The organism is Clostridium mobile (genome assembly GCF_018918285.1).
GTDB classification, from domain to species: Bacteria; Bacillota; Clostridia; order Clostridiales; family Clostridiaceae; genus Clostridium_AW; species Clostridium_AW mobile.
Window position 1 is genome coordinate 690,079 of sequence record NZ_JAHLQF010000003.1, and the last position, 18,726, is coordinate 708,804.

Here is an 18,726-nt window from a genome sequence, read left to right on the forward strand (position 1 = left end):
GAAAGAGTGAGGAGAGAGCATTATCTTAAAAAGCTCTTCGCATTTTGTATATATTGTGGTAAAATTTATAATAAGATTTGCTTAAAAATTTTAAATTACTACAAAGGATTAAGGAAGGAAATAAAGTATGAAAAATAAAAAAGATACACAAAGTATAAAAGATACAGAAAGCATGAAAAATAAACAGTCAATTTTGAATATTTTATTTGGACTTATAACATTTTTAACTATAATAGCAAAAAGCTATCCTGTTGGATCTAATGGAAGAATGATCTTAACCATAGTAAGTATAATAGCTGCAGTTCCTTTTTTATTTATATTAGTAAAAAATAAGATGTACAATAATAGACTTAACATGTTTGTGGGCATATTAGTAGTGTTTCAAATAATAAATATTTTTTATTATACTTATGTACTAAAAAGTTAATTTGTATTATTTCATTAAATTTTATAACAGCTGAAGTTATTAAAATAAAAAAGCAACCTACCTTCTATAAGGTATGGTTGCCTTTGTTTTTTTGAAAATGTAACGATACATTTGTTGGATTCAAGGATTTTGTTATAATTATTATACTAGGAATTGCTGGATGCAGTGGAGGTGTGTTATGGTACAAAATGTTATTGAAAACATGATAGACTACTTTGGAGATGATGTAAAGCGTATAAACCATGCAATAAAGGTTTATGGATTTGCATCAAGTATAGGAAAGCTTGAAGGCATTGAGGAAGAAAAACTTTTAATCCTTGAAATTGCTGCAGTATTGCATGACATTGGTATAAAAGTTAGTGAAGAAAAATACGGATGCTCTAATGGAAAGTACCAGGAGTTGGAGGGGCCGCCAGTGGCAGAGGAGATACTTACGAAGCTTGGTGTATCCCAAAATATTATTGAAAGGGTATGCTTTTTAATTGCTAATCATCATACCTATAATAAGATTGATGATATAGACTTTCAAATACTCGTGGAAGCAGATTTTCTTGTTAACATATTTGAGGACAAACTACATGAGAAAGCAAGTTTGATAAAAGAAAAATATTTTAAAACAAAAATTGGAACAGCTTATATTGAAAGAATGTATTTATAAGGGATAGGAGGTTTATATGGGGAAAAAACCGAAAATAAGAATAACTTTAGTAGACAAAAAGAGCAATGGATACTGTAGTCATGGTCACAAATATGGAGATACATTTGATTTCGACACTGAAAGAGGCAAGCTCTGTCCATTAGCGATGCATGCACTTTTTCCAATGATAAATATATTGAGATATGGGGGAAGGTTGCCTGGGGATGACGGAAATAGTGGGCTTTATTGCTGCCCAGATGCAAATATAATCAATATTTTTAAAGTGGAAAAAATAGAAGATATTTAACACTTATAAAGGTAACTAAAGGGAACATTTAGTTACCTTTTAAATAGCTTTTCATAAAAGTTTTCAAACAAGTACTAATATATTTACATAAAATTTGATACAATAAATATAACATATAGTAGCCTAGAAGGGAGATAATAATATTATGGATTACATGAAAGTTTATGAAGAGTGGTTAAATAACAAATATTTTGATGAAGAGACCAGAGCAGAATTAGAGAGTATAAAGGATGATCCTAAGGAGATAGAAGATAGATTTTATAGAAATTTAGAGTTTGGAACAGCGGGTTTAAGAGGGAAAATTGCTGCTGGTACAAATAGAATGAATAAGTACATAATAGCTAAAGTGACTCAAGGACTTGCTGACTTCATAGTGGAAAATGGAAAAGAAGCTATGGACAGAGGAGTAGCTATAGCTTATGATTGCAGACATTATTCAGATGTATTTGCTAAAACTACGGCATTGGTATTAGCAGCTAATGGGATAAAAGCTTATCTTTTTGAAGGATTAAGACCTACACCAGAGCTTTCTTATACTGTAAGAAGATTAAATACTATATCAGGTATAGTTGTTACAGCGAGCCATAATCCAAAAGATTATAATGGGTACAAAGTTTATTGGGAAGATGGAGCTCAAATATTATCTAGTATTGGAGACCCTATCACAGAAAAAATAAATAATATAAATGATTTTAATAAAATAAAGATGATAAGTGAAGAAGAGGCTAAAGAAAAAGGACTTTTAATAATGCTAGGTAAAGAAATTGATGATGAATATATAGAAAAAGTAAAGAGCCTAAGCCTAAGAGAAGAGATTGATAAAGATATACACATAGTTTATACACCTTTAAATGGAACAGGGAATGTACCTGTAAGAAGGGTTTTAAAAGAAAGAGGATTTAATAATATATTTGTAGTTCCTGAACAGGAAAATCCTGATCCAGATTTCACCACAGTAGGATATCCAAATCCTGAAGATGTAAAGGCATTTAAATATGCTGAAGCACTAGGAAAAAAGGTGGGAGCAGAACTTTTAATAGCTACAGATCCAGACTGTGATAGATTAGCTATAATGGTAAAGGATAGAACTGGAGAATATGTAGCTTTTAACGGAAATCAAACTGGAGTTATATTAATAAAATACATAGTTGAAAGTATGAAAGATAAAGAGAAGCTGCCTAAAAATGCTTTCATAGTAAAATCCGTTGTTACTGGAGATTTAGGAAAGGCTATAGCACTAAAATATGGAGTTAAAACTTTTGAAGCATTAACAGGATTTAAAAATATATGTGGAAAGGCTAATGAGTTAGAAAAAGAAGGTAATCATAAATTTATATTTGGATATGAAGAAAGCATAGGGTATGTTGCAGGAGACTTTGTAAAGGATAAGGATGGAGTAATATCTTCAATGTTATTATGTGAGGCTGCTGCATATTATAAAACTTTAGGAAAAACTTTGATAGATGTGTTAAATGAAGTTTATGAAGAACACGGATATTATAGGGAAAAACTAATATCGCTAGTATTAGAAGGGGTAGAAGGACAAAAAAGAATATCTAGAATGATGAAAGTTTATAGAGAAGAATTCCCAAAGGTTATAGGAGAGGCTAAACTAGTTAAATACATTGATTTAGAAAAAGGCATGGAATATGATTTAACAACTGACAAAGAAAGCAAGAGTGAAATACCTAAATCCAATGTATTAAAATTCATATTAGAAGATGGCTCTTGGTATGCTGTAAGACCTTCAGGTACTGAACCAAAAATAAAAATTTATATGTATTCTATAGATAAGACTCTAGAGCAAAGCGAAAATAAGCTAAAAGTGATGGAAGAAGTAATAATGAATAAATTAAATTCAGTGGAATAGTTTTTTAGAGAGAAGAATCAAAAGTGAAAAGTTAAAGAATAAGTAGGGATTTTTGCGTTGCAAAAGTCCCTACTTATTCTATTAGATTCCATTTAAGAAGATTTAATATTAAGGTTTTTAAAGGCTGAAACAAGTGCATTAATACAAGCGTTAACATCCTCAATAGTTGAAGTATTGTTACCAATTTCAACAAGAAGGGAGTTTTTAGATAAGTCTTGATTAAAATAATCAACCCCATTATTGTATAAATATATATTTGCCTTTACTTTTTCTGTCTTATTTATTTCCTCTACAATCAAATCAGCAAGTTTTTTGTTTGTCTCGTAATGAGGATTATTTTTAGAAAGAACAATGGTAATATCACTTTTAGCTGTTTTTGGAGAGTCGACGATATCCCTATGTATATCCAATAATATGACTTTGTCATAATTTTCAACATTGTTTTTTATGGCTTCACGGGAATTAGAGTATGACTCTGTATAGGATTTTGGAGCTTTTAATTCTATAAAGCTACTCTTTAATCCTTCTTTTATAAGACTATCATTAATAATTGCTCCAATATCAGTAACCTTTTTTCCAAAGGCATACTCCTCATCTGCATGGGTATTATATATAACTATAGGAGAAAGGCTTGATTCTGTAGTGGTTTTATTGACTTCCATTGATAAGTCAGTAGAATTATTTATCATATCTGTTTTTTTTCGTGATTTTGAATAGGAAAAACCTACTACTACAACTAATGTAAAAAGTGATATTGCAATAATTATGTTTCTCTGAGATCTTTTCATTGTTATCAACTCCCTTTTAAAATTCTCATATATATTGTAAAAATATATACAAATTTTATTTTAATTCATGTATTTCCATAAATTATGGTTACATTTATATTATGAACAGGTTAGAGTGGATTTATAACCATTGAAAAAAGATAAACATAAAATTATGAATGAATTATTAAGTACATGTAAATTTATAAAAGAAATCTTCAAGTTTACGAAAAAATAGAGGTATAATATTATTGTGATTTTAAATAAAAAAAGGAAAAAATAAAAGATAGATAACATAAAGAGGAGAGAGTAATATGGAAAAAATAGGACTAGTGCTAGAAGGCGGAGGAATGAGAGGATTATATACAGCAGGAGTGTTAGATTTCTTTATGGAAAAAAATCTGTATTTTCCATATGTTATAGGGGTATCTATGGGGGCTTGCAATGGTACATCCTACATATCAAAACAAATAGGAAGAAATAAAGATGTGACTATTGGATATATAAATGATCCTAGATATATAAGCTATAGAAACTTTTTGAAATGTAAAAGTATATTTGGATTAGATTTTATGTATAATGAAATACCTAATAAGTTAAATCCATTTGACTTTCATAGTTTTTCTGAGGCAAAAGAAAACTTTGTAGTTGTAGCTACAGATTGTAAGACAGGGGAACCAATATATTTTTATAAGGATGATAATGAAGATATATTAACCGTAGTAAAAGCTTCAGCTAGCCTTCCTTTTATATCCCCTATAGTAAAGTATAAAGATAGATTATTATTAGATGGTGGAATTGCAGACTCTATTCCTGTAAAGAAGTCTATGAAAGATGGATTTGAGAGAAATATAATAGTGCTGACAAGACCTAAAGGATATAGAAAGGAACCTTTTAAACATAAGAGATTATTAAAAAGAGTTTATTCAGGTTATGATAATTTAATTGAGGCCATATTAGATAGATATAAGCATTACAATGAAACTCTAGATTACATAGAAAAATTAGAAGAAGAGGGTAAAGTTTTTATAATAAGACCTAAAGTAGGATTAAAGGTAGGAAGAATAGAAAGAAATAAAGAAAAGTTGGAGAACTTATATAAAATAGGTTATGAGGATATAGAGAAAAGGTATGAGACATTATTAGACTGGGTAAAGTGAAGCTTAGTTTAAATAGAGTTTTAAATCTATCTGAGCTTTAGCTGAACTAATCTAGGAGCTTAGTAGCACTTAGTAATAAATTAATAATGCTAAGCTATGGGATAAATAAATAAAGTTTGGGAAAGCTATTGACAATATAAATTATAACCTATATAATGAAATTTAATTAATTAACTTGTCCTAAACAAAGACTGTGAGGAGAAGAGTAAGTATAAAAGGTAGTCATAGCGAATGGGGGATGGTGGAAGCCCTATACGAAAGTTATACTGAAGAACATCTCTGAGTCTCTAACCAAAATCCTTAAGGAGAGTAGGCTTAGACGGATCCCAACCGTTAAAAAGGGAGAGTATTGATAGATATTCTTAGTACGAGAAGAGCTTTTTTAAAGCTAATCAGGGTGGTACCGCGGAAGATATATACCTTTCGTCCCTTTATGGGATGAGAGGTTTTTTGTTTTTAAAAATAGTGTGCACTATAAAAACATTATATATAATATAGGAGGTAGCAATAGACTATGGGTAAATATAATGAGAGACTTATAATTCCAGAAGATTATAAAACAGATTTAAGTTTAAAAGAAACTGCAATAGCACTAAAATGTGTTAAGGATACTTTTGAAAGAGCATTAGCTCATAAATTAAATTTAATAAGAGTATCAGCACCTTTATTTGTTAGATGTGATAAAGGATTAAATGATAACCTAAGCGGTGTGGAAAGACCTGTATCCTTTACAATAAAGGATGATAATGAGGCTTCAGCTGAGATAGTACACTCCTTAGCTAAGTGGAAAAGAATGGCCCTATATAGATATGGATTTGATGCAGATGAAGGGCTTTATACAGATATGAATGCCATAAGAAGAGATGAAGATTTAGATAATATACATTCAATATATGTAGATCAATGGGATTGGGAAAAGGTATTAAAAAAAGAGGATAGAAATGAGGGCTATTTAAAGGATATAGTAAGAAAAATATATGAAGCTTTCAAAGAAACTGAAAAGAAAGTAACTGAAAGATATCCTTTTTTACAAAAAAATCTTCCAGAAGAAATAACCTTTATAACCTCTCAAGAGCTTGAAGATTTATTCCCAGGATTAACTCCAAAGGAAAGAGAGGATGCTATAACTAAGGAAAAAGGAGCAGTATTCCTAATGCAAATAGGTAAAACTCTAACCTCTGGTGAAAAACATGATGGTAGAGCTCCAGACTATGATGATTGGGAATTAAATGGAGACATACTTTTCTGGAATCCAATCTTAGGAAAGGCTCTAGAGTTATCCTCTATGGGAATAAGAGTAGATGAAGAAGCGTTATTAAAACAGCTTAAATTAGCTAACTGTGAAGAGAGAATGAATTTAGAATTCCATAAATTATTATTAGAAAAGAAGCTACCTTACACAATAGGTGGAGGAATAGGGCAATCAAGAATGTGTATGTTCTTTTTACAGAAGGCACATATTGGTGAAGTTCAATCATCCATATGGCCTGAAGATATGATTAAATTCTGTGAAGAAAAGGGAATAAATATTTTATAATAAAAAGGTTAAGAGTCTTATAAGATTCTTAACCTTTTTATTTTCTCTCTTATATTATCACATTAGGAATTTAGAATAAGAGGTTTTAAAAAAGATTAAAGATAAGTGTATCAATAATAATTTTAATGCAAATAATATAATAAAAGATATTTTCAAAGTTGAATTTATGTAGTATAATTGAAATTGATATTCATTATCAATAAAGAAAGGGTGGTTACTATGAGTCAACTTGAAATTATATCAACATTAAAAATGATAAATGAATTAGAAGAAAAAGACTATATGTTTTATATGACGGCATACAATATAGCACCTGTCATTAATGGGAACAAACCCTCTTGTATATTAACTTTTTCTCGAAATAACAAAAATTTATATGATATGTGGAAAAGATATAATAATGAATTTTTAGAGAACTATAATATTGATGCGTTTACTATTAAAGATACAGGAGATGTGTATACGGTTATTTTTTATAGAAAAGATAGATTAGAAGAACACATATTTAATCATAGAAACATCCTTTTTCTAAATAGATTTGGATATAATGAAGAAATGTCCTTGGAAGAATGCTTGGAATTAATGAAGAAAAGATATGAGGATTTTTGTCCTCATGAAATGGGAATATTTTTAGGTATACCTTTAGAGGATGTGGAAGCCTTTATGGATTACCCAGAAAGGGATTTTATAACCTTTGGATATTGGAAGGTATATTATAATTTGGAAGAGGCTTTAGAGACGTTTAGATCTTATGATGAAGCTAAAATTAAAGTGTTAAGAGATGTTAGAGAAAAAATACAACCTTGGAGTAATTAATATCACCAAGGTTGTATTTTTGTTTAAAGGACATTTATTAATAATTCTTCTCTCATATAATTTTTACTTATGGGAATTATATGTGGTTTTCCTGTAACGGGATTTTTTATTATGCAAGTTTTTATATTATATGCATTCTGTATATTATTCTCCGTTAATACCTCTTCTGGTACTCCATGAGAGGATATATTGCCTTCTTTTAATAAAACTAAATAATCACTATATTGTGCAGCTAAATTTAAATCGTGGAGTACAGCTATAATAGTAACTTCTCTATTTAAATATTTAACCGTATCTAGAATATCAATTTGGTGTTGAATATCTAGATTAGAAATAGGCTCATCTAATAAAATTATGTCGCTTTTTTGAGATAAGGCTCTAGCTATAATCACTCGTTGGCGTTCGCCACCACTAAGTTGATTAATGAATTTATCTTTAAGGTGCCAGGTATTTGTCATCTCCATAGCCTCTTTAACTATAGATAAATCCTTTTCCCCTTCATTTTCAAATCTTTTTAAATAAGGAGCTCTACCCATAAGGACAATATCTAAAACAGAGAAATCAAAGTCTATATTTGTATTTTGAGGTACTGAGGATAGCTTTTTAGCTAAATCTTTGGTTTTATAATCATTTATTTCCTTACCGTCGATGTAAATACAGCTTTGATTTACAGGTAATGCCCTACCTATATTTTTTAGAAGGGTGGTTTTCCCAGAACCATTAGGTCCTATAATGCTGTAAAATTTATCTTTTTCAAACTTTATATTTATACCATTCAGTATTTGCTTGTCATCATAGGAATAATTTAAATTATTTATATCAACTGAATGTGAGTTATCTCCAGCCATTACATCACCTTCTTTTTATTCTTTATTAAAAGATATATAAAATAGGGAGCACCAAAAATTGAAGTTATTGCACCTACAGGAATTTCTGCAGGTGGTGCCAAAGTTCTTGCTAAAGTATCTGAGATTATCATGAAGATTCCTCCACCTAAGGCTGTAAAAGGAAGCAATACTCTATGGTCAGGACCAACTATAATCCTTATCATATGAGGAATTATTAATCCTACAAACCCAATTATTCCGCTCACAGATACACAAGCGGCTATGATTACTGATGAAATCACAAGCAATATTTTCTTTACCTTATCTACCTCTACACCTAGAGAAGATGCGGTATCATCTCCTGTTAGCATTACATTTAGATCCTTTGAAAATATAAATATTAGAAATCCTCCAATTAAAATAAAAGGTAATAGAGAAAGAACAGCTTTCCAATTTGCTGAATTTAAACTTCCCATTGTCCAAAATATTATCTGCTCAACCTGTTCTCTATTAAAAATCATGATAAGAGAAATTATTGAAGATAATAGAAAGCTCACAGAAACTCCGGCTAATAGTAATGTGTTGGTTGGAAGTTTAGTACCGGTTTTTGCTATGCTATATACTAATAATGTGGTAAGCATAGCTCCAGTGAAAGCAAAGGAGGTAACTCCATTTAGTCCTAAAAATGTAATGTTTAAACCAAGTGTAATTGCAATGGAGGCTCCTAGAGCAGAACCGGAAGAAATTCCTAATATATAGGGATCTGCCATAGGGTTTTTAAAAATGGCTTGAAAAACACATCCCACTAATGATAAACCAGCTCCTATTAGCGCAGCTAATATAATTCTTGGCAATCTTAAGTTTAAAATAATTAATTTATGAGTGGAAGATATGCCTTCTAAATTTATATATTTTCCGAAGAGAGGTATCTTTGAAGAAAGAATTTTCATGCTTTGATAAAAATTTATATTTGCCACTCCTAAGGTACTGGACATTACTGTAATAACTAGCAATATAACTACTAATATAATTAATAAAAATTTATAATGTTTTCTTTTGTTAATATAAGACATGAAAATTCTCCTTTTCTTAATCCTAAATATTATTAAATATAATTAAATATTATTTGAAAGCCTCAGGGTGAATTATTTTAGCTAAAGCTTCTAAGCCGTCAGCCAGTCTCGGCCCTTGTCTATCTAACATATTATTATCAATTTCAAATAAATTACCTTTTTTAATCGCATCTAAATCCTTATATCCAGTTGCAACTTTGATTCTTTCTTTAGTGTCGAAGTATTTTGATACTATAACCATATCAGGATTTTTTTCTAATACTTTTTCAACAGAGTATTTCCAACCTTCTGCATCATCTGCTACATTTTTACCTCCAGCCATAACTATCATATTTCGTATGAAGGTTTCTTTAGTAGCGGTATAATCGCCATATTGGCCAAAATCTATTACATAATATACGGATGGAGTTCCTTTTCCTTGAACTTTTGATGTAACATATTCTACCTTTTCTTTCATTCCATCTACAACTTCTTTTGCTTTATCATTGGTGTTCAATACCTGACCCATTTTCTCTAAAGTATTATAAGCTCCATCAAAACTCTCTTCTCCATATAATGCAACAACTTTAATACCTAAATCTTCAAGTTTTTTAAGTACGTCTTTTGGAAAGTGAGTAGAAGCTATTACAATATCAGGGTTTAAATCAACTATTTTTTCAATACTTGGAGTTTGTAAGCTGCCGATGGATTCAACAGACTTTACCTCTTCTGGATAGTCACAAAAATCTGTTCTTCCTACTAATTTATCTCCTTTACCTAAGGCGTAGATAGCTTCAGTAATATTTGGTCCTAAGGATATTATTCTCTCTGGTTCTTTGTCTATAGTAACTTCTCTTTCATAAGAATCTTTTATTTTTAAAGGATATGTTGTAGTTACTGGCTGTTTAGTAGTGTTTTCATTTTCGTTTTTTACATCCTTTCCACAGGCTGTTAGTGAAACTATAATAATTAGTGATAAAATTCCTATAATAATTTTTTTGAGTTTGGTCATTCTACTTCCTCCTTAAATTTTAAAAAAACAAAAAACCCTTATCATAAGATAACGGCTTAAAATTTTAAACCATTAGCTTATCCACGTAAGCTAAGCGTTTAGACGTTATAGGCAGATTTCCTGGCTTAGATTCATCGTCTATTTAGCTCCTTCCCCAAAATATTGAGTGGACAATGCTAATGACTCATCATCACAGTGGCGGGACCGCAGAAGATTTAACTTCTTTCCCTATTAAACCCTTAAGGGTACCTATAAGTTAATTCTTAATTAAACTTTATTGAATTTTGTTCTAAATTCGAGTTTAACACTTATTCATATAGCTGTCAATATAGCTAAAATCCTATTTACAGAGGGTGAATCCATTGTTAAAATAAAAGTTAAAATAATAAATTTTGAGGAGTATATATGATGGAGGTTGTAGTACGTTACCCTGCAAGTTTTGGTGAAATCATTCAAGGTAAGATTGGTGATAAAGATATTTTATGCTCTTGTCCTATTAATATGTATACAGAAGTAAAAATTTTTGAAAGTAAAAATTCAAACTTAAAATATAGTTATTTTAAGTCATGTAGATTTATGGAGAACTTACTAAAGGACTGGGGAGAAGAAAAATACATCGATGTTTTAGATATAGAAATTAAATCAAATATTCCTACAGGTAAAGGATTTGCTAGCAGTACAGCAGATTTATGTGGAGTATATCATGGACTTTTAAAATTCTTTAATAAGGAGTATAACCCTAGGGAGATAGAAAAACATTGCATAAATATTGAACCTACAGATAGTATAATCTTTAATGAAATGACTATTTTTGACTATAAAAAAGGTTTATATAAAAAAGGAATAGGTGAATACATAGAATTTAATATTTTAGTTTTTGAAGGAAATAAAGTAGTGGATACAGTACAATTTAACAGTAGGCCACTGCCACCATTAAGCAATGTAGAGGATTTAATAGAAGTATTTGAAGAAGGAGTAAAATATAAAGATATAAAAAAAATAGCATATTGTTCAACAGAGAGTATAAAGAGAAATAGTAAGAGATTAAAATATGATATTTTAGATAGGATATTAAAAATAAAAGATGAAATTAAAGGGTATGGAATAATTGGGGCTCATAGTGGAGATGCATTAGGCATAATATATGAAGGAGAAGTAGATTTTAAAACTTTAGAAAAATATAAAGATCAACTTAAAGATTATAAAATTTATGAAGTGAAAGCATTAAAAAGTATATAAGGGGGATTTAATCATGGGGGAAAAAGTTATTGGAGTTGTTGGTAATCTAGAAATTCATAGTGAGGAAGGATTTCCAAGCTACCATAGAATATTTGCAAATAAGGATTATTTAAATGTGGTAGAAGAGTGTGGAGGGGTACCTATAATACTTCCATTTACAGATGACTATTATAAGGTAAAGGAACAGATAAAATTAGTAGATAAAGTCATAATAACTGGAGGAGTGGATATTAATCCATTTTATTATGGTGAGGAATCTATAATAAATGGTGGTACCATTATTCCCGAAAGAGATAATTATGATTTTATGATTATAAAAGCCTGTGAGGAATTGAATAAGCCTATCTTTGGCATATGCAGGGGAATGCAATCTATAAATGTTGCTTATGGTGGTACATTATATCAACATATACCAGAGATTAAGGAATTCTATTTGCAACACTCTCAAAAATCAGCTTATGATGTAGCTGTTCATAAGATAAAAATTAAAGATAATACTAAGCTTTATTCTATATTAGGAGAAGAAGAAGAGGTAAATAGTTTTCATCATCAATCTATCAAAGGTTTAGCACCCAATTTTATAATAAGTGCTTTTTCTAATGATGGAGTAGTTGAAGCTATTGAAAATATCCAAGGAAGAACTATAATTGGGGTTCAATGGCATCCTGAGAAAATGTACTTAAATAATAAAGGGATGAAGGAGTTGTTTCATAAATTTATAAATGTTTATGAATAAGATATATTTATAAAATGAAAATAAGAAAACTGAAGAAAGAATACGAAAGATAATGCCATTTCTTAATATATTACGTTGGTGACATAAAGTTCCACTTGTATATTATGGGCTTTTTCTATAAAATAATTATCAAAATATGTAATAATTTATGTCGAAATAGTTGACTATAGTGTAAAGTATTCGTTACTCTGAGTATGAATACTTTTTTTAATAGACATGAGGGGGCAAAGGATGAGTAAAGATTTAAAAAATATATTAATAACGGGTATGGCTTTATTCTCTACATTTTTCGGAGCGGGAAACTTAATTTTTCCACCTACATTAGGATATATGGCAGGAGATAAATGGGGATATATTGGATTAGGATTTTTAATTACATGCATCGGTTTACCTTTATTTGGAATAATGTCCGTAGCTTTATCGGGGGGAAAGACAGAGGATTTAACAAGCAAAATATCACCAACCTTTGGTAAAATACTATGTTCCATAATAATGTTATCAATAGGGCCTTTATTTGCGGTACCAAGAACTGGAGCTACAACTTTTGAATTAGGGGTTCTTCCTCTATTTCCAAATGCTAACTCAATAGTAGTATCTATTATATTTTTTAGTATCACATATATTTTAGCAGTAAATGAATCTTCTGTAGTAGATAGAATAGGGGCTATTTTAACTCCATTCTTATTAATTACCTTAGGAATTATAATAGTTAAAGGAATTTTATTCCCTATTGGAACGCCTGTAAATACAAACATAGAAGGGGCTTTTTCTAAGGGGTTTACTGAGGGCTACCAAACCATGGATGCATTAGGTTCCATAATATTAGCACAAATGTTCATAGGAGATTTATTTGTAAAAGGATATAAAGATAGAAAAACTCAAATAAATATAATAATGAAGGCTGGAATAGTATCATCTGTATGCCTTGGTATAGTGTATTTAGGATTATTATATATAGGCGGCACTGCTAGCGGAATAGCAGATCAAGATTTTACTAGAACAACTATACTTGTATTCATAAGCCAAAGGTTATTAGGTAATAGTAGTAAAATAATATTCGGAGGGGCAATAGCAGCAGCGTGTCTTACAACTTCTGTAGGTTTAACAGCAACTACTGGAAATTATTTTAACAAATTATTAGAAAATAAAATAAGTTATAAAACAATAGTTCTATTAGCTTGTGTGACAAGTGCTATTATGTCTAACTATGGAGTAGAATCTATAGTAAAATTAGCAATACCAATACTTCAAATTATTTACCCTGTAGTAATAGTGCTTATAGTTTTATCTATGTTTTCAAAATACATCGTAAATAAAGGAATTTATTCTGGAGCTGTATATGGAGCTATGATAGTTAGCCTTATTAACTCTTTAAACTCTGCAGGAATAACATATGTTTTCAGTGATGCCATAAAAATGTTACCTTTTTATGAAGGAGGATTTTCATGGATATTACCTGCAATAGTTGGAGGAATAATCGGAGGAATTTTTTTTAATAAAGATAAAAGTAAATAGTTTCTTGAGACTTGACAACTTGCCATACAGGTTATATAATTATTAAATTAAATGAATTATATATGGCCTCTTGGTCAAGTGGTTAAGACGCCACCCTCTCACGGTGGAATCAGGGGTTCAATTCCCCTAGGGGCTGCCACATAAAAAATAGACTGAAGTTTTTACACAGTCTATTTTTTTGTTTTATATCATAGTATATATTAGCTCCATTATTAAATATTCAATGATATAAATTAGAGGAGGAATGCCCATTGAAGAGGACTTATGTGCTAGATACTAATGTTTTACTGTATTCTCCTGGTGCTATATTCTCCTTTGGGGAACACGATGTGGTAATACCAGAAGTGGTATTAGAAGAATTAGATAAGTTTAAGAAAGATAAAAATGATTTAGGAGCTAATGCACGATACGCGTCAAGACTAATAGATAAATTAAGAAAAGAAGGAAAGCTAAACAAGGGAGTTCCTCTGCCAGGAGGGGGGAAATTAAGAGTAGAGATGAATCATCAACATACTGAGATTCCAATATCCTGGGATAAAACTAAACCTGATAATAGAATAATTCAATTATGTAAGGGACTAAAAGAACTAGGTGAGGATGTATGCTTAATTACTAAGGATATATTTGAAAGGATTAAAGCTGACACCGTAGATATAGACGTTGAAGATTTCTATGAAAAAGTAGTGCCTGAGCATGAAAGTCAATATACAGGAAGAACAGATTTGTATGCTTCCTCAGAGAAGGTGGATCAATTTTACCAAAGTAAATTTATAGAGATAAAGGATTTGGTATATTACTCCTCCATAACTGAGGAATACGTGGTCCCTAACCTTTATTCAAATCAATTTATAATAATACATTCCCTTGATAATCCAAGGAAAACTGCATTAGGAAGATTTGACGGTAAAAAAGTAGTACCTTTGTATTACAAGGAAATGAGTCCATTAGGCATAAATCCTAGAAATGTGGGGCAGAAATTTATGCTAGAAGCTTTGTACACTGACGCTAATATCGCGCCTTTAGTTATAATAAAAGGCCCTGCAGGAACTGCAAAAACTCTTTTTTCTTTAGCAGTGGGATTAAATAAAATATTAGAAGAAGACACAAACCAATATAGAAGAATTTTAGTATGTAGGCCTAATGTAACTATGGATGAAGATATAGGATACTTACCAGGAAAAGAGGAGGAGAAAATTTCTCCTTTTATGAGACCAGTTTTTGATAATTTAGAAATACTTGTAGATTCAGATGAGAAAGAAAGATATAGAAATGAAAAGGAACTGGCAGATAAAATAAGAGAACTTTTCGATAGAAGGATAATTACAACGGAGGCTGTTGCATACTTAAGAGGAAGATCCATTATAAAAAATTGGGTAATAATAGATGAAGCTCAAAACCTAAGTCCAAAACAAGTTAAGGCAATAGTAACTCGTGTAGGAGAAGGGACAAAGTTGATGCTCATAGGAGATCCAGATCAAATAGATCATCCATTTCTAGATTCTAGATCTAATGGACTTTGCTACGCTTCAGAGAAAATGAAGGGTAGTGAACTTTGTTATCAAATAACCTTAAAATATGATGAATGTGAGAGATCACCACTAGCATATGAGGCGTCAAAGAGACTTTGATTTAACAGAGAGTAGAGAATTGAAAATTCAAAGTGGAAAGTCAAAGATTCAAAGTTTAAAATAGAGAAAAAGGATTTTGCTTAGGCAAAATCCTTTAAAATTAAAAGTTTTTGGCGAAAGTTCAAGAACTTTTTTATATTGTAATAATTTTTTGAAAGAAAAAAGTTCTATGGAAAATCCTCCATTATCAATGGTCTGCTACATATTAAAAAGGAGATTATGAATAAATTTATTAAAAATATTAAATTGTTTAGAGAAAATTAATAATTTACTTGCGAATAAATACGTATAAATACAATGATTACTATTTAAAAAAGTACATATTTATTGTACAATGATTATTATATGTTTAATCAGAGGAAAGAATGAAAGGAAAGGTTGAAATATGGAGAGAAAGAAAAAAATAAAGAAGATAAAGAAAAAAAAGAAATTTTCTTTTAAAATATTTATGTTTTTTCTGATATTTGAGTTTGTATTCACGGGTATTACAGCCCCATTAATATTATTCTATGGACCTTTTAAAAATGTAAGAAAGACAATAGTTGGAGCAGCTATGAGTACATTAAGTCATCAATATATAGCTACTACTTTTTTATCAGATAAAAAAATAAAAGAAATTTTAAGTGAAGATGTTGTAGAAGTTATTGATCAAGGAAAAGGAATAGGGGAAATAAAGTTTAACAATAAGCATGATACTAATATAGAAAGATATGATATAGATGGAAAGAAATTTAAGGGTTATATGTTAGTAGTACATGATCCTACTAGAGTAAAGGTTGGTTATAGTAGTAAACTATCAAAGGGATTAGGAGAACTTACAAGCCAAATAGCTAGAAACAACAATGCTATTGCAGCTATAAATGCTGGAGGTTTTGTTGATAAAAATTCAGATGGAAACTGGACAGGTACAGGAGGACAACCTGTTGGAATAATTATGAACGATGGAAAAATGATTAATGACGTCAGCAACCCAGATGCAAAAGATGATGTAATGGCTATTACTGAAGAAGGTGTGTTGTTAGTTGGTAAATATAGTTTAAATGAACTAAGAGACTTAAATGCTAAAGAAGCTATAACCTTTGGTCCTGCTTTAGTAGTAAATGGAAAACCTACTATAAAATCTGGTGATGGTGGATGGGGAATCGCTCCTAGAACTGCCATCGGACAAAGAGAAGATGGAGCTATACTTTTATTAGTTATAGATGGAAGACAGGTTAGCAGTGTAGGGGCTACTCTTAGGGATGTACAGGATATAATGCTAGAATACGGTGCTATGAGTGCTACTAATTTAGATGGTGGGTCTTCTGCCACAATGTATTATGATGGAGAAGTAATTAATAATCCTTGTAACCCACTAGGTGAAAGAGCTATACCTTCCGTCGTATATGTAACACCTTAGAAGGAGAGGAAAAGATGAAGTCTACAAAGAGGATAATTACTTGGATAATATTTTCGTTAGTAATTCAAATAATTGGTTTTATTTATATTGAGAAAGTATATCTATCAACAAATACATCAGTGAAGTTTAAGAAAGTAGAAAAAAAAGAAAAAGATAGTAAAAAGGATATAGAAGTACCCATACCGGAAGGAGCAGAACATGTTAGCCTATCCTTTGACGGTAAGTATGTAACATATTATATAGATGGACAATTAAAGGTTATAAATACAAAAGATGGGCAAGAGAAAAAAGTATCCTTTGAAGAAGGAATAGATATATCCTTCTATAAATGGCTTCCAGATAGAAATAGAATGTTAATAGCTGAGAAACACAATTCTAGTAAAAGCAGTGGATTAAAATTATCCTACTATGATGTTGATAGAGATGAAAAGAATAAAATAAAGGATTTAACCTGGTCAGATGAAAATTCAGAGGTTGAAGATATACAATATTCTATTTTTACTAATGTAATATATGTAAAAGTCTCTAGAAGCGGAGGAAGAAGTAGTTTTTATTGGATAGATATAAATAAACAACTAAAAAATTTATATTTAAAATCTGACTTTGTTGGAGAGATTGCTATTCTGCACAACGAAGATAGGCTTGTCTATGAAGATACAACTTATGACAAGATTTATGCTACTGGTAGGGAAAATTCAATAAAAATAAAAGGTGTAGATAGTCCAAGATTACTTGGTGTTGATGATGACGATAATGTTTATATAGGAGCATTAGAAAACGAAAAAATATCAAAAATATACTATGGAAGTCTAGAGACACCTACAAGTGAATGGAATGTTATGCCTTTAGTAGATCCTGCAAGTAGGGAGGATATATTTATATTAGGTGGAGGAAAGATTGTTATAAATGACAATCTAAAAGGTGCAATTAAGGAAATATCTACAGGAAAAGAATATTCTTATTCTGGTAGATTCCTTCAAGTATATAGTGGTGGTGTTGCATCTATAAAAGATGGCAAGCTAATTAAGACGGCATTTAAATAAAAATTAAAAACTACTAAGATGTTCTCAGGGGCAAATCTTAGTAGTTTTGCTTTATAACTTTATGATATAATAATTTTACATTGATATTAAGAGAGGATGATTTTATTAGTGAATATATTGACATATAAAATATTAATGATTCCAGCTATATTAATTGCATTTACATTTCATGAATATGCCCACGCTTTTGTGGCTGATAGATTAGGAGATAAAACTCCTAAGTTTCAAGGACGATTGACCTTAAATCCATTAGCGCATATAGACCCACTAGGATTTATTATGATTATTCTTGCTGGATTTGGATGGGCAAAACCTGTACAAGTAAACCCAAGAGTATTTAAAAATTATTATAAAGACGATTTAAAGGTTTCAATTGCAGGTCCTTTAGCTAACGTACTAGTTGCCGTGGTGGTGGCTGCTATTCTGTCAGTTGTAAATAAGTTTTTGCCACACTATCTATATTTTAATCCTGTTATCGATTTGCTAATTGGCATTTTATATATAACAATACAATTAAATTGTACTTTGGCCTTTTTTAACATGATGCCATTGCCAGGTTTAGATGGATTTCATGTTTTAAGAGATCTTTTTCCTGCAAAAACTTATAAAATTTATGAAAAAATATATCCTTATCAAACTGTAATACTAATACTATTTATAGTGATACCAGGGATTTCAGGGCTTTTAGTACACACTCCTGCTAATGCACTTTTTGGATTTATAGCAAAAATATTTAATATTTAGTTTGTAAAGG

18 protein-coding genes, 1 tRNA gene, 1 riboswitch and 1 other annotated feature are annotated in these 18,726 nt (G+C 30.2%); of the genes, 15 read left to right on the plus strand and 4 right to left on the minus strand.

Features of this window, described 5'->3' with window-relative positions; all coding sequences use genetic code 11:
- Window positions 1-127 precede the first annotated feature (127 nt).
- From KQI86_RS14960 to KQI86_RS14975, 4 genes are all read left to right on the plus strand, one after another.
- On the plus strand, window positions 128-427 hold the full coding sequence (locus tag KQI86_RS14960) for a hypothetical protein (protein WP_216440147.1): 300 nt from the start codon (window positions 128-130) through the stop codon (window positions 425-427).
- Between the two features lie 178 nt (window positions 428-605).
- On the plus strand, window positions 606-1,085 hold the full coding sequence (locus KQI86_RS14965; protein WP_216440148.1) for an HD domain-containing protein: 480 nt from the start codon (window positions 606-608) through the stop codon (window positions 1,083-1,085).
- A gap of 16 nt (window positions 1,086-1,101) precedes the next feature.
- On the plus strand, window positions 1,102-1,371 hold the full coding sequence (locus KQI86_RS14970; RefSeq protein ID WP_216440149.1) for a TIGR04076 family protein: 270 nt from the start codon (window positions 1,102-1,104) through the stop codon (window positions 1,369-1,371).
- A gap of 145 nt (window positions 1,372-1,516) precedes the next feature.
- Entirely contained in the window at window positions 1,517-3,241 is a 1,725-nt protein-coding gene (locus tag KQI86_RS14975) for a phospho-sugar mutase (RefSeq protein WP_216440150.1), read from the plus strand.
- 92 nt (window positions 3,242-3,333) lie between these two features.
- Here KQI86_RS14975 and KQI86_RS14980 read toward each other — a convergent pair whose 3' ends face one another.
- Window positions 3,334-4,029 carry a stage II sporulation protein P gene (locus KQI86_RS14980; protein WP_216440151.1) on the minus strand — a complete coding sequence of 232 codons (696 nt, stop codon included), beginning with the start codon at window positions 4,027-4,029 and terminating at the stop codon, window positions 3,334-3,336.
- Between the two features lie 293 nt (window positions 4,030-4,322).
- Between KQI86_RS14980 and KQI86_RS14985 the strand changes: the two genes are divergently transcribed.
- From KQI86_RS14985 to KQI86_RS14995, 3 genes are all read left to right on the plus strand, one after another.
- Window positions 4,323-5,168, plus strand: a complete 846-nt coding sequence (locus tag KQI86_RS14985) for a patatin-like phospholipase family protein (protein WP_216440152.1) — start codon at window positions 4,323-4,325, stop codon at window positions 5,166-5,168.
- 184 nt (window positions 5,169-5,352) lie between these two features.
- Window positions 5,353-5,602 (plus strand) — a binding site (T-box leader).
- Window positions 5,603-5,682: 80 nt separating this feature from the next.
- On the plus strand, window positions 5,683-6,705 hold the full coding sequence (gene asnA, locus KQI86_RS14990; RefSeq protein ID WP_216440153.1) for an aspartate--ammonia ligase: 1,023 nt from the start codon (window positions 5,683-5,685) through the stop codon (window positions 6,703-6,705).
- Between the two features lie 219 nt (window positions 6,706-6,924).
- The gene (locus KQI86_RS14995) at window positions 6,925-7,521 is read left to right on the plus strand and encodes a DUF3793 family protein (protein WP_216440154.1); all 597 of its coding nucleotides are present in this window, start codon (window positions 6,925-6,927) and stop codon (window positions 7,519-7,521) included.
- A gap of 23 nt (window positions 7,522-7,544) precedes the next feature.
- Here KQI86_RS14995 and KQI86_RS15000 read toward each other — a convergent pair whose 3' ends face one another.
- The 3 genes from KQI86_RS15000 to KQI86_RS15010 are packed head-to-tail and all read right to left on the minus strand — an operon-like array spanning window position 7,545 to window position 10,412.
- Window positions 7,545-8,369 (minus strand): ABC transporter ATP-binding protein, encoded by an 825-nt coding sequence (locus tag KQI86_RS15000; protein WP_216440155.1) that lies wholly within the window; start codon window positions 8,367-8,369, stop codon window positions 7,545-7,547.
- The gene (locus tag KQI86_RS15005) at window positions 8,369-9,421 is read right to left on the minus strand and encodes a FecCD family ABC transporter permease (protein WP_216440156.1); all 1,053 of its coding nucleotides are present in this window, start codon (window positions 9,419-9,421) and stop codon (window positions 8,369-8,371) included. The genes KQI86_RS15000 and KQI86_RS15005 overlap by 1 nt, the downstream gene beginning before the upstream one ends.
- 49 nt (window positions 9,422-9,470) lie before the next feature.
- Window positions 9,471-10,412 carry an ABC transporter substrate-binding protein gene (locus KQI86_RS15010; RefSeq protein ID WP_216440157.1) on the minus strand — a complete coding sequence of 314 codons (942 nt, stop codon included), beginning with the start codon at window positions 10,410-10,412 and terminating at the stop codon, window positions 9,471-9,473.
- 93 nt (window positions 10,413-10,505) lie between these two features.
- Window positions 10,506-10,680: riboswitch (cobalamin riboswitch) on the minus strand.
- A gap of 140 nt (window positions 10,681-10,820) precedes the next feature.
- On the opposite strand from KQI86_RS15010, the gene KQI86_RS15015 reads away from it, so the two are divergent.
- From KQI86_RS15015 to KQI86_RS15050, 8 genes are all read left to right on the plus strand, one after another.
- Window positions 10,821-11,651, plus strand: coding sequence for a GHMP family kinase ATP-binding protein (locus tag KQI86_RS15015; RefSeq protein ID WP_216440158.1), 831 nt, complete (start codon window positions 10,821-10,823; stop codon window positions 11,649-11,651).
- Window positions 11,652-11,664: 13 nt separating this feature from the next.
- Entirely contained in the window at window positions 11,665-12,387 is a 723-nt protein-coding gene (locus KQI86_RS15020) for a gamma-glutamyl-gamma-aminobutyrate hydrolase family protein (RefSeq protein ID WP_216440159.1), read from the plus strand.
- A gap of 231 nt (window positions 12,388-12,618) precedes the next feature.
- Window positions 12,619-13,902 carry a branched-chain amino acid transport system II carrier protein gene (brnQ, locus tag KQI86_RS15025; protein ID WP_216440160.1) on the plus strand — a complete coding sequence of 428 codons (1,284 nt, stop codon included), beginning with the start codon at window positions 12,619-12,621 and terminating at the stop codon, window positions 13,900-13,902.
- 64 nt (window positions 13,903-13,966) lie between these two features.
- A tRNA-Glu gene (locus KQI86_RS15030) sits at window positions 13,967-14,041 on the plus strand.
- Between the two features lie 112 nt (window positions 14,042-14,153).
- Window positions 14,154-15,530, plus strand: coding sequence for a PhoH family protein (locus KQI86_RS15035; RefSeq protein ID WP_216440161.1), 1,377 nt, complete (start codon window positions 14,154-14,156; stop codon window positions 15,528-15,530).
- 385 nt (window positions 15,531-15,915) lie between these two features.
- The gene (locus tag KQI86_RS15040) at window positions 15,916-16,929 is read left to right on the plus strand and encodes a phosphodiester glycosidase family protein (protein WP_216440162.1); all 1,014 of its coding nucleotides are present in this window, start codon (window positions 15,916-15,918) and stop codon (window positions 16,927-16,929) included.
- A 14-nt stretch (window positions 16,930-16,943) separates the two neighbouring features.
- Window positions 16,944-17,972: a hypothetical protein gene (locus KQI86_RS15045; protein WP_216440163.1), complete on the plus strand. Its 1,029-nt coding sequence runs from the start codon at window positions 16,944-16,946 to the stop codon at window positions 17,970-17,972.
- 96 nt (window positions 17,973-18,068) lie between these two features.
- Window positions 18,069-18,716, plus strand: coding sequence for a site-2 protease family protein (locus KQI86_RS15050; protein ID WP_216440164.1), 648 nt, complete (start codon window positions 18,069-18,071; stop codon window positions 18,714-18,716).
- Window positions 18,717-18,726 lie beyond the last annotated feature (10 nt).

Excerpts from the sequence above, each read along its gene's own strand:
- KQI86_RS14960 (WP_216440147.1), top strand. The coding sequence starts at position 128 with ATGAAAAATAAAAAAGATACACAAAGTATAAAAGATACAGAAAGCATG.
- KQI86_RS14965 (WP_216440148.1), top strand. The coding sequence starts at position 606 with ATGGTACAAAATGTTATTGAAAACATGATAGACTACTTTGGAGATGAT.
- KQI86_RS14970 (WP_216440149.1), top strand. The coding sequence starts at position 1,102 with ATGGGGAAAAAACCGAAAATAAGAATAACTTTAGTAGACAAAAAGAGC.
- KQI86_RS14975 (WP_216440150.1), top strand. The coding sequence starts at position 1,517 with ATGGATTACATGAAAGTTTATGAAGAGTGGTTAAATAACAAATATTTT.
- KQI86_RS14980 (WP_216440151.1), bottom strand. The coding sequence starts at position 4,029 with ATGAAAAGATCTCAGAGAAACATAATTATTGCAATATCACTTTTTACA.
- KQI86_RS14985 (WP_216440152.1), top strand. The coding sequence starts at position 4,323 with ATGGAAAAAATAGGACTAGTGCTAGAAGGCGGAGGAATGAGAGGATTA.
- asnA (WP_216440153.1), top strand. The coding sequence starts at position 5,683 with ATGGGTAAATATAATGAGAGACTTATAATTCCAGAAGATTATAAAACA.
- KQI86_RS14995 (WP_216440154.1), top strand. The coding sequence starts at position 6,925 with ATGAGTCAACTTGAAATTATATCAACATTAAAAATGATAAATGAATTA.
- KQI86_RS15000 (WP_216440155.1), bottom strand. The coding sequence starts at position 8,369 with ATGGCTGGAGATAACTCACATTCAGTTGATATAAATAATTTAAATTAT.
- KQI86_RS15005 (WP_216440156.1), bottom strand. The coding sequence starts at position 9,421 with ATGTCTTATATTAACAAAAGAAAACATTATAAATTTTTATTAATTATA.
- KQI86_RS15010 (WP_216440157.1), bottom strand. The coding sequence starts at position 10,412 with ATGACCAAACTCAAAAAAATTATTATAGGAATTTTATCACTAATTATT.
- KQI86_RS15015 (WP_216440158.1), top strand. The coding sequence starts at position 10,821 with ATGGAGGTTGTAGTACGTTACCCTGCAAGTTTTGGTGAAATCATTCAA.
- KQI86_RS15020 (WP_216440159.1), top strand. The coding sequence starts at position 11,665 with ATGGGGGAAAAAGTTATTGGAGTTGTTGGTAATCTAGAAATTCATAGT.
- brnQ (WP_216440160.1), top strand. The coding sequence starts at position 12,619 with ATGAGTAAAGATTTAAAAAATATATTAATAACGGGTATGGCTTTATTC.
- KQI86_RS15040 (WP_216440162.1), top strand. The coding sequence starts at position 15,916 with ATGGAGAGAAAGAAAAAAATAAAGAAGATAAAGAAAAAAAAGAAATTT.
- KQI86_RS15045 (WP_216440163.1), top strand. The coding sequence starts at position 16,944 with ATGAAGTCTACAAAGAGGATAATTACTTGGATAATATTTTCGTTAGTA.
- KQI86_RS15050 (WP_216440164.1), top strand. The coding sequence starts at position 18,069 with ATGATTTTATTAGTGAATATATTGACATATAAAATATTAATGATTCCA.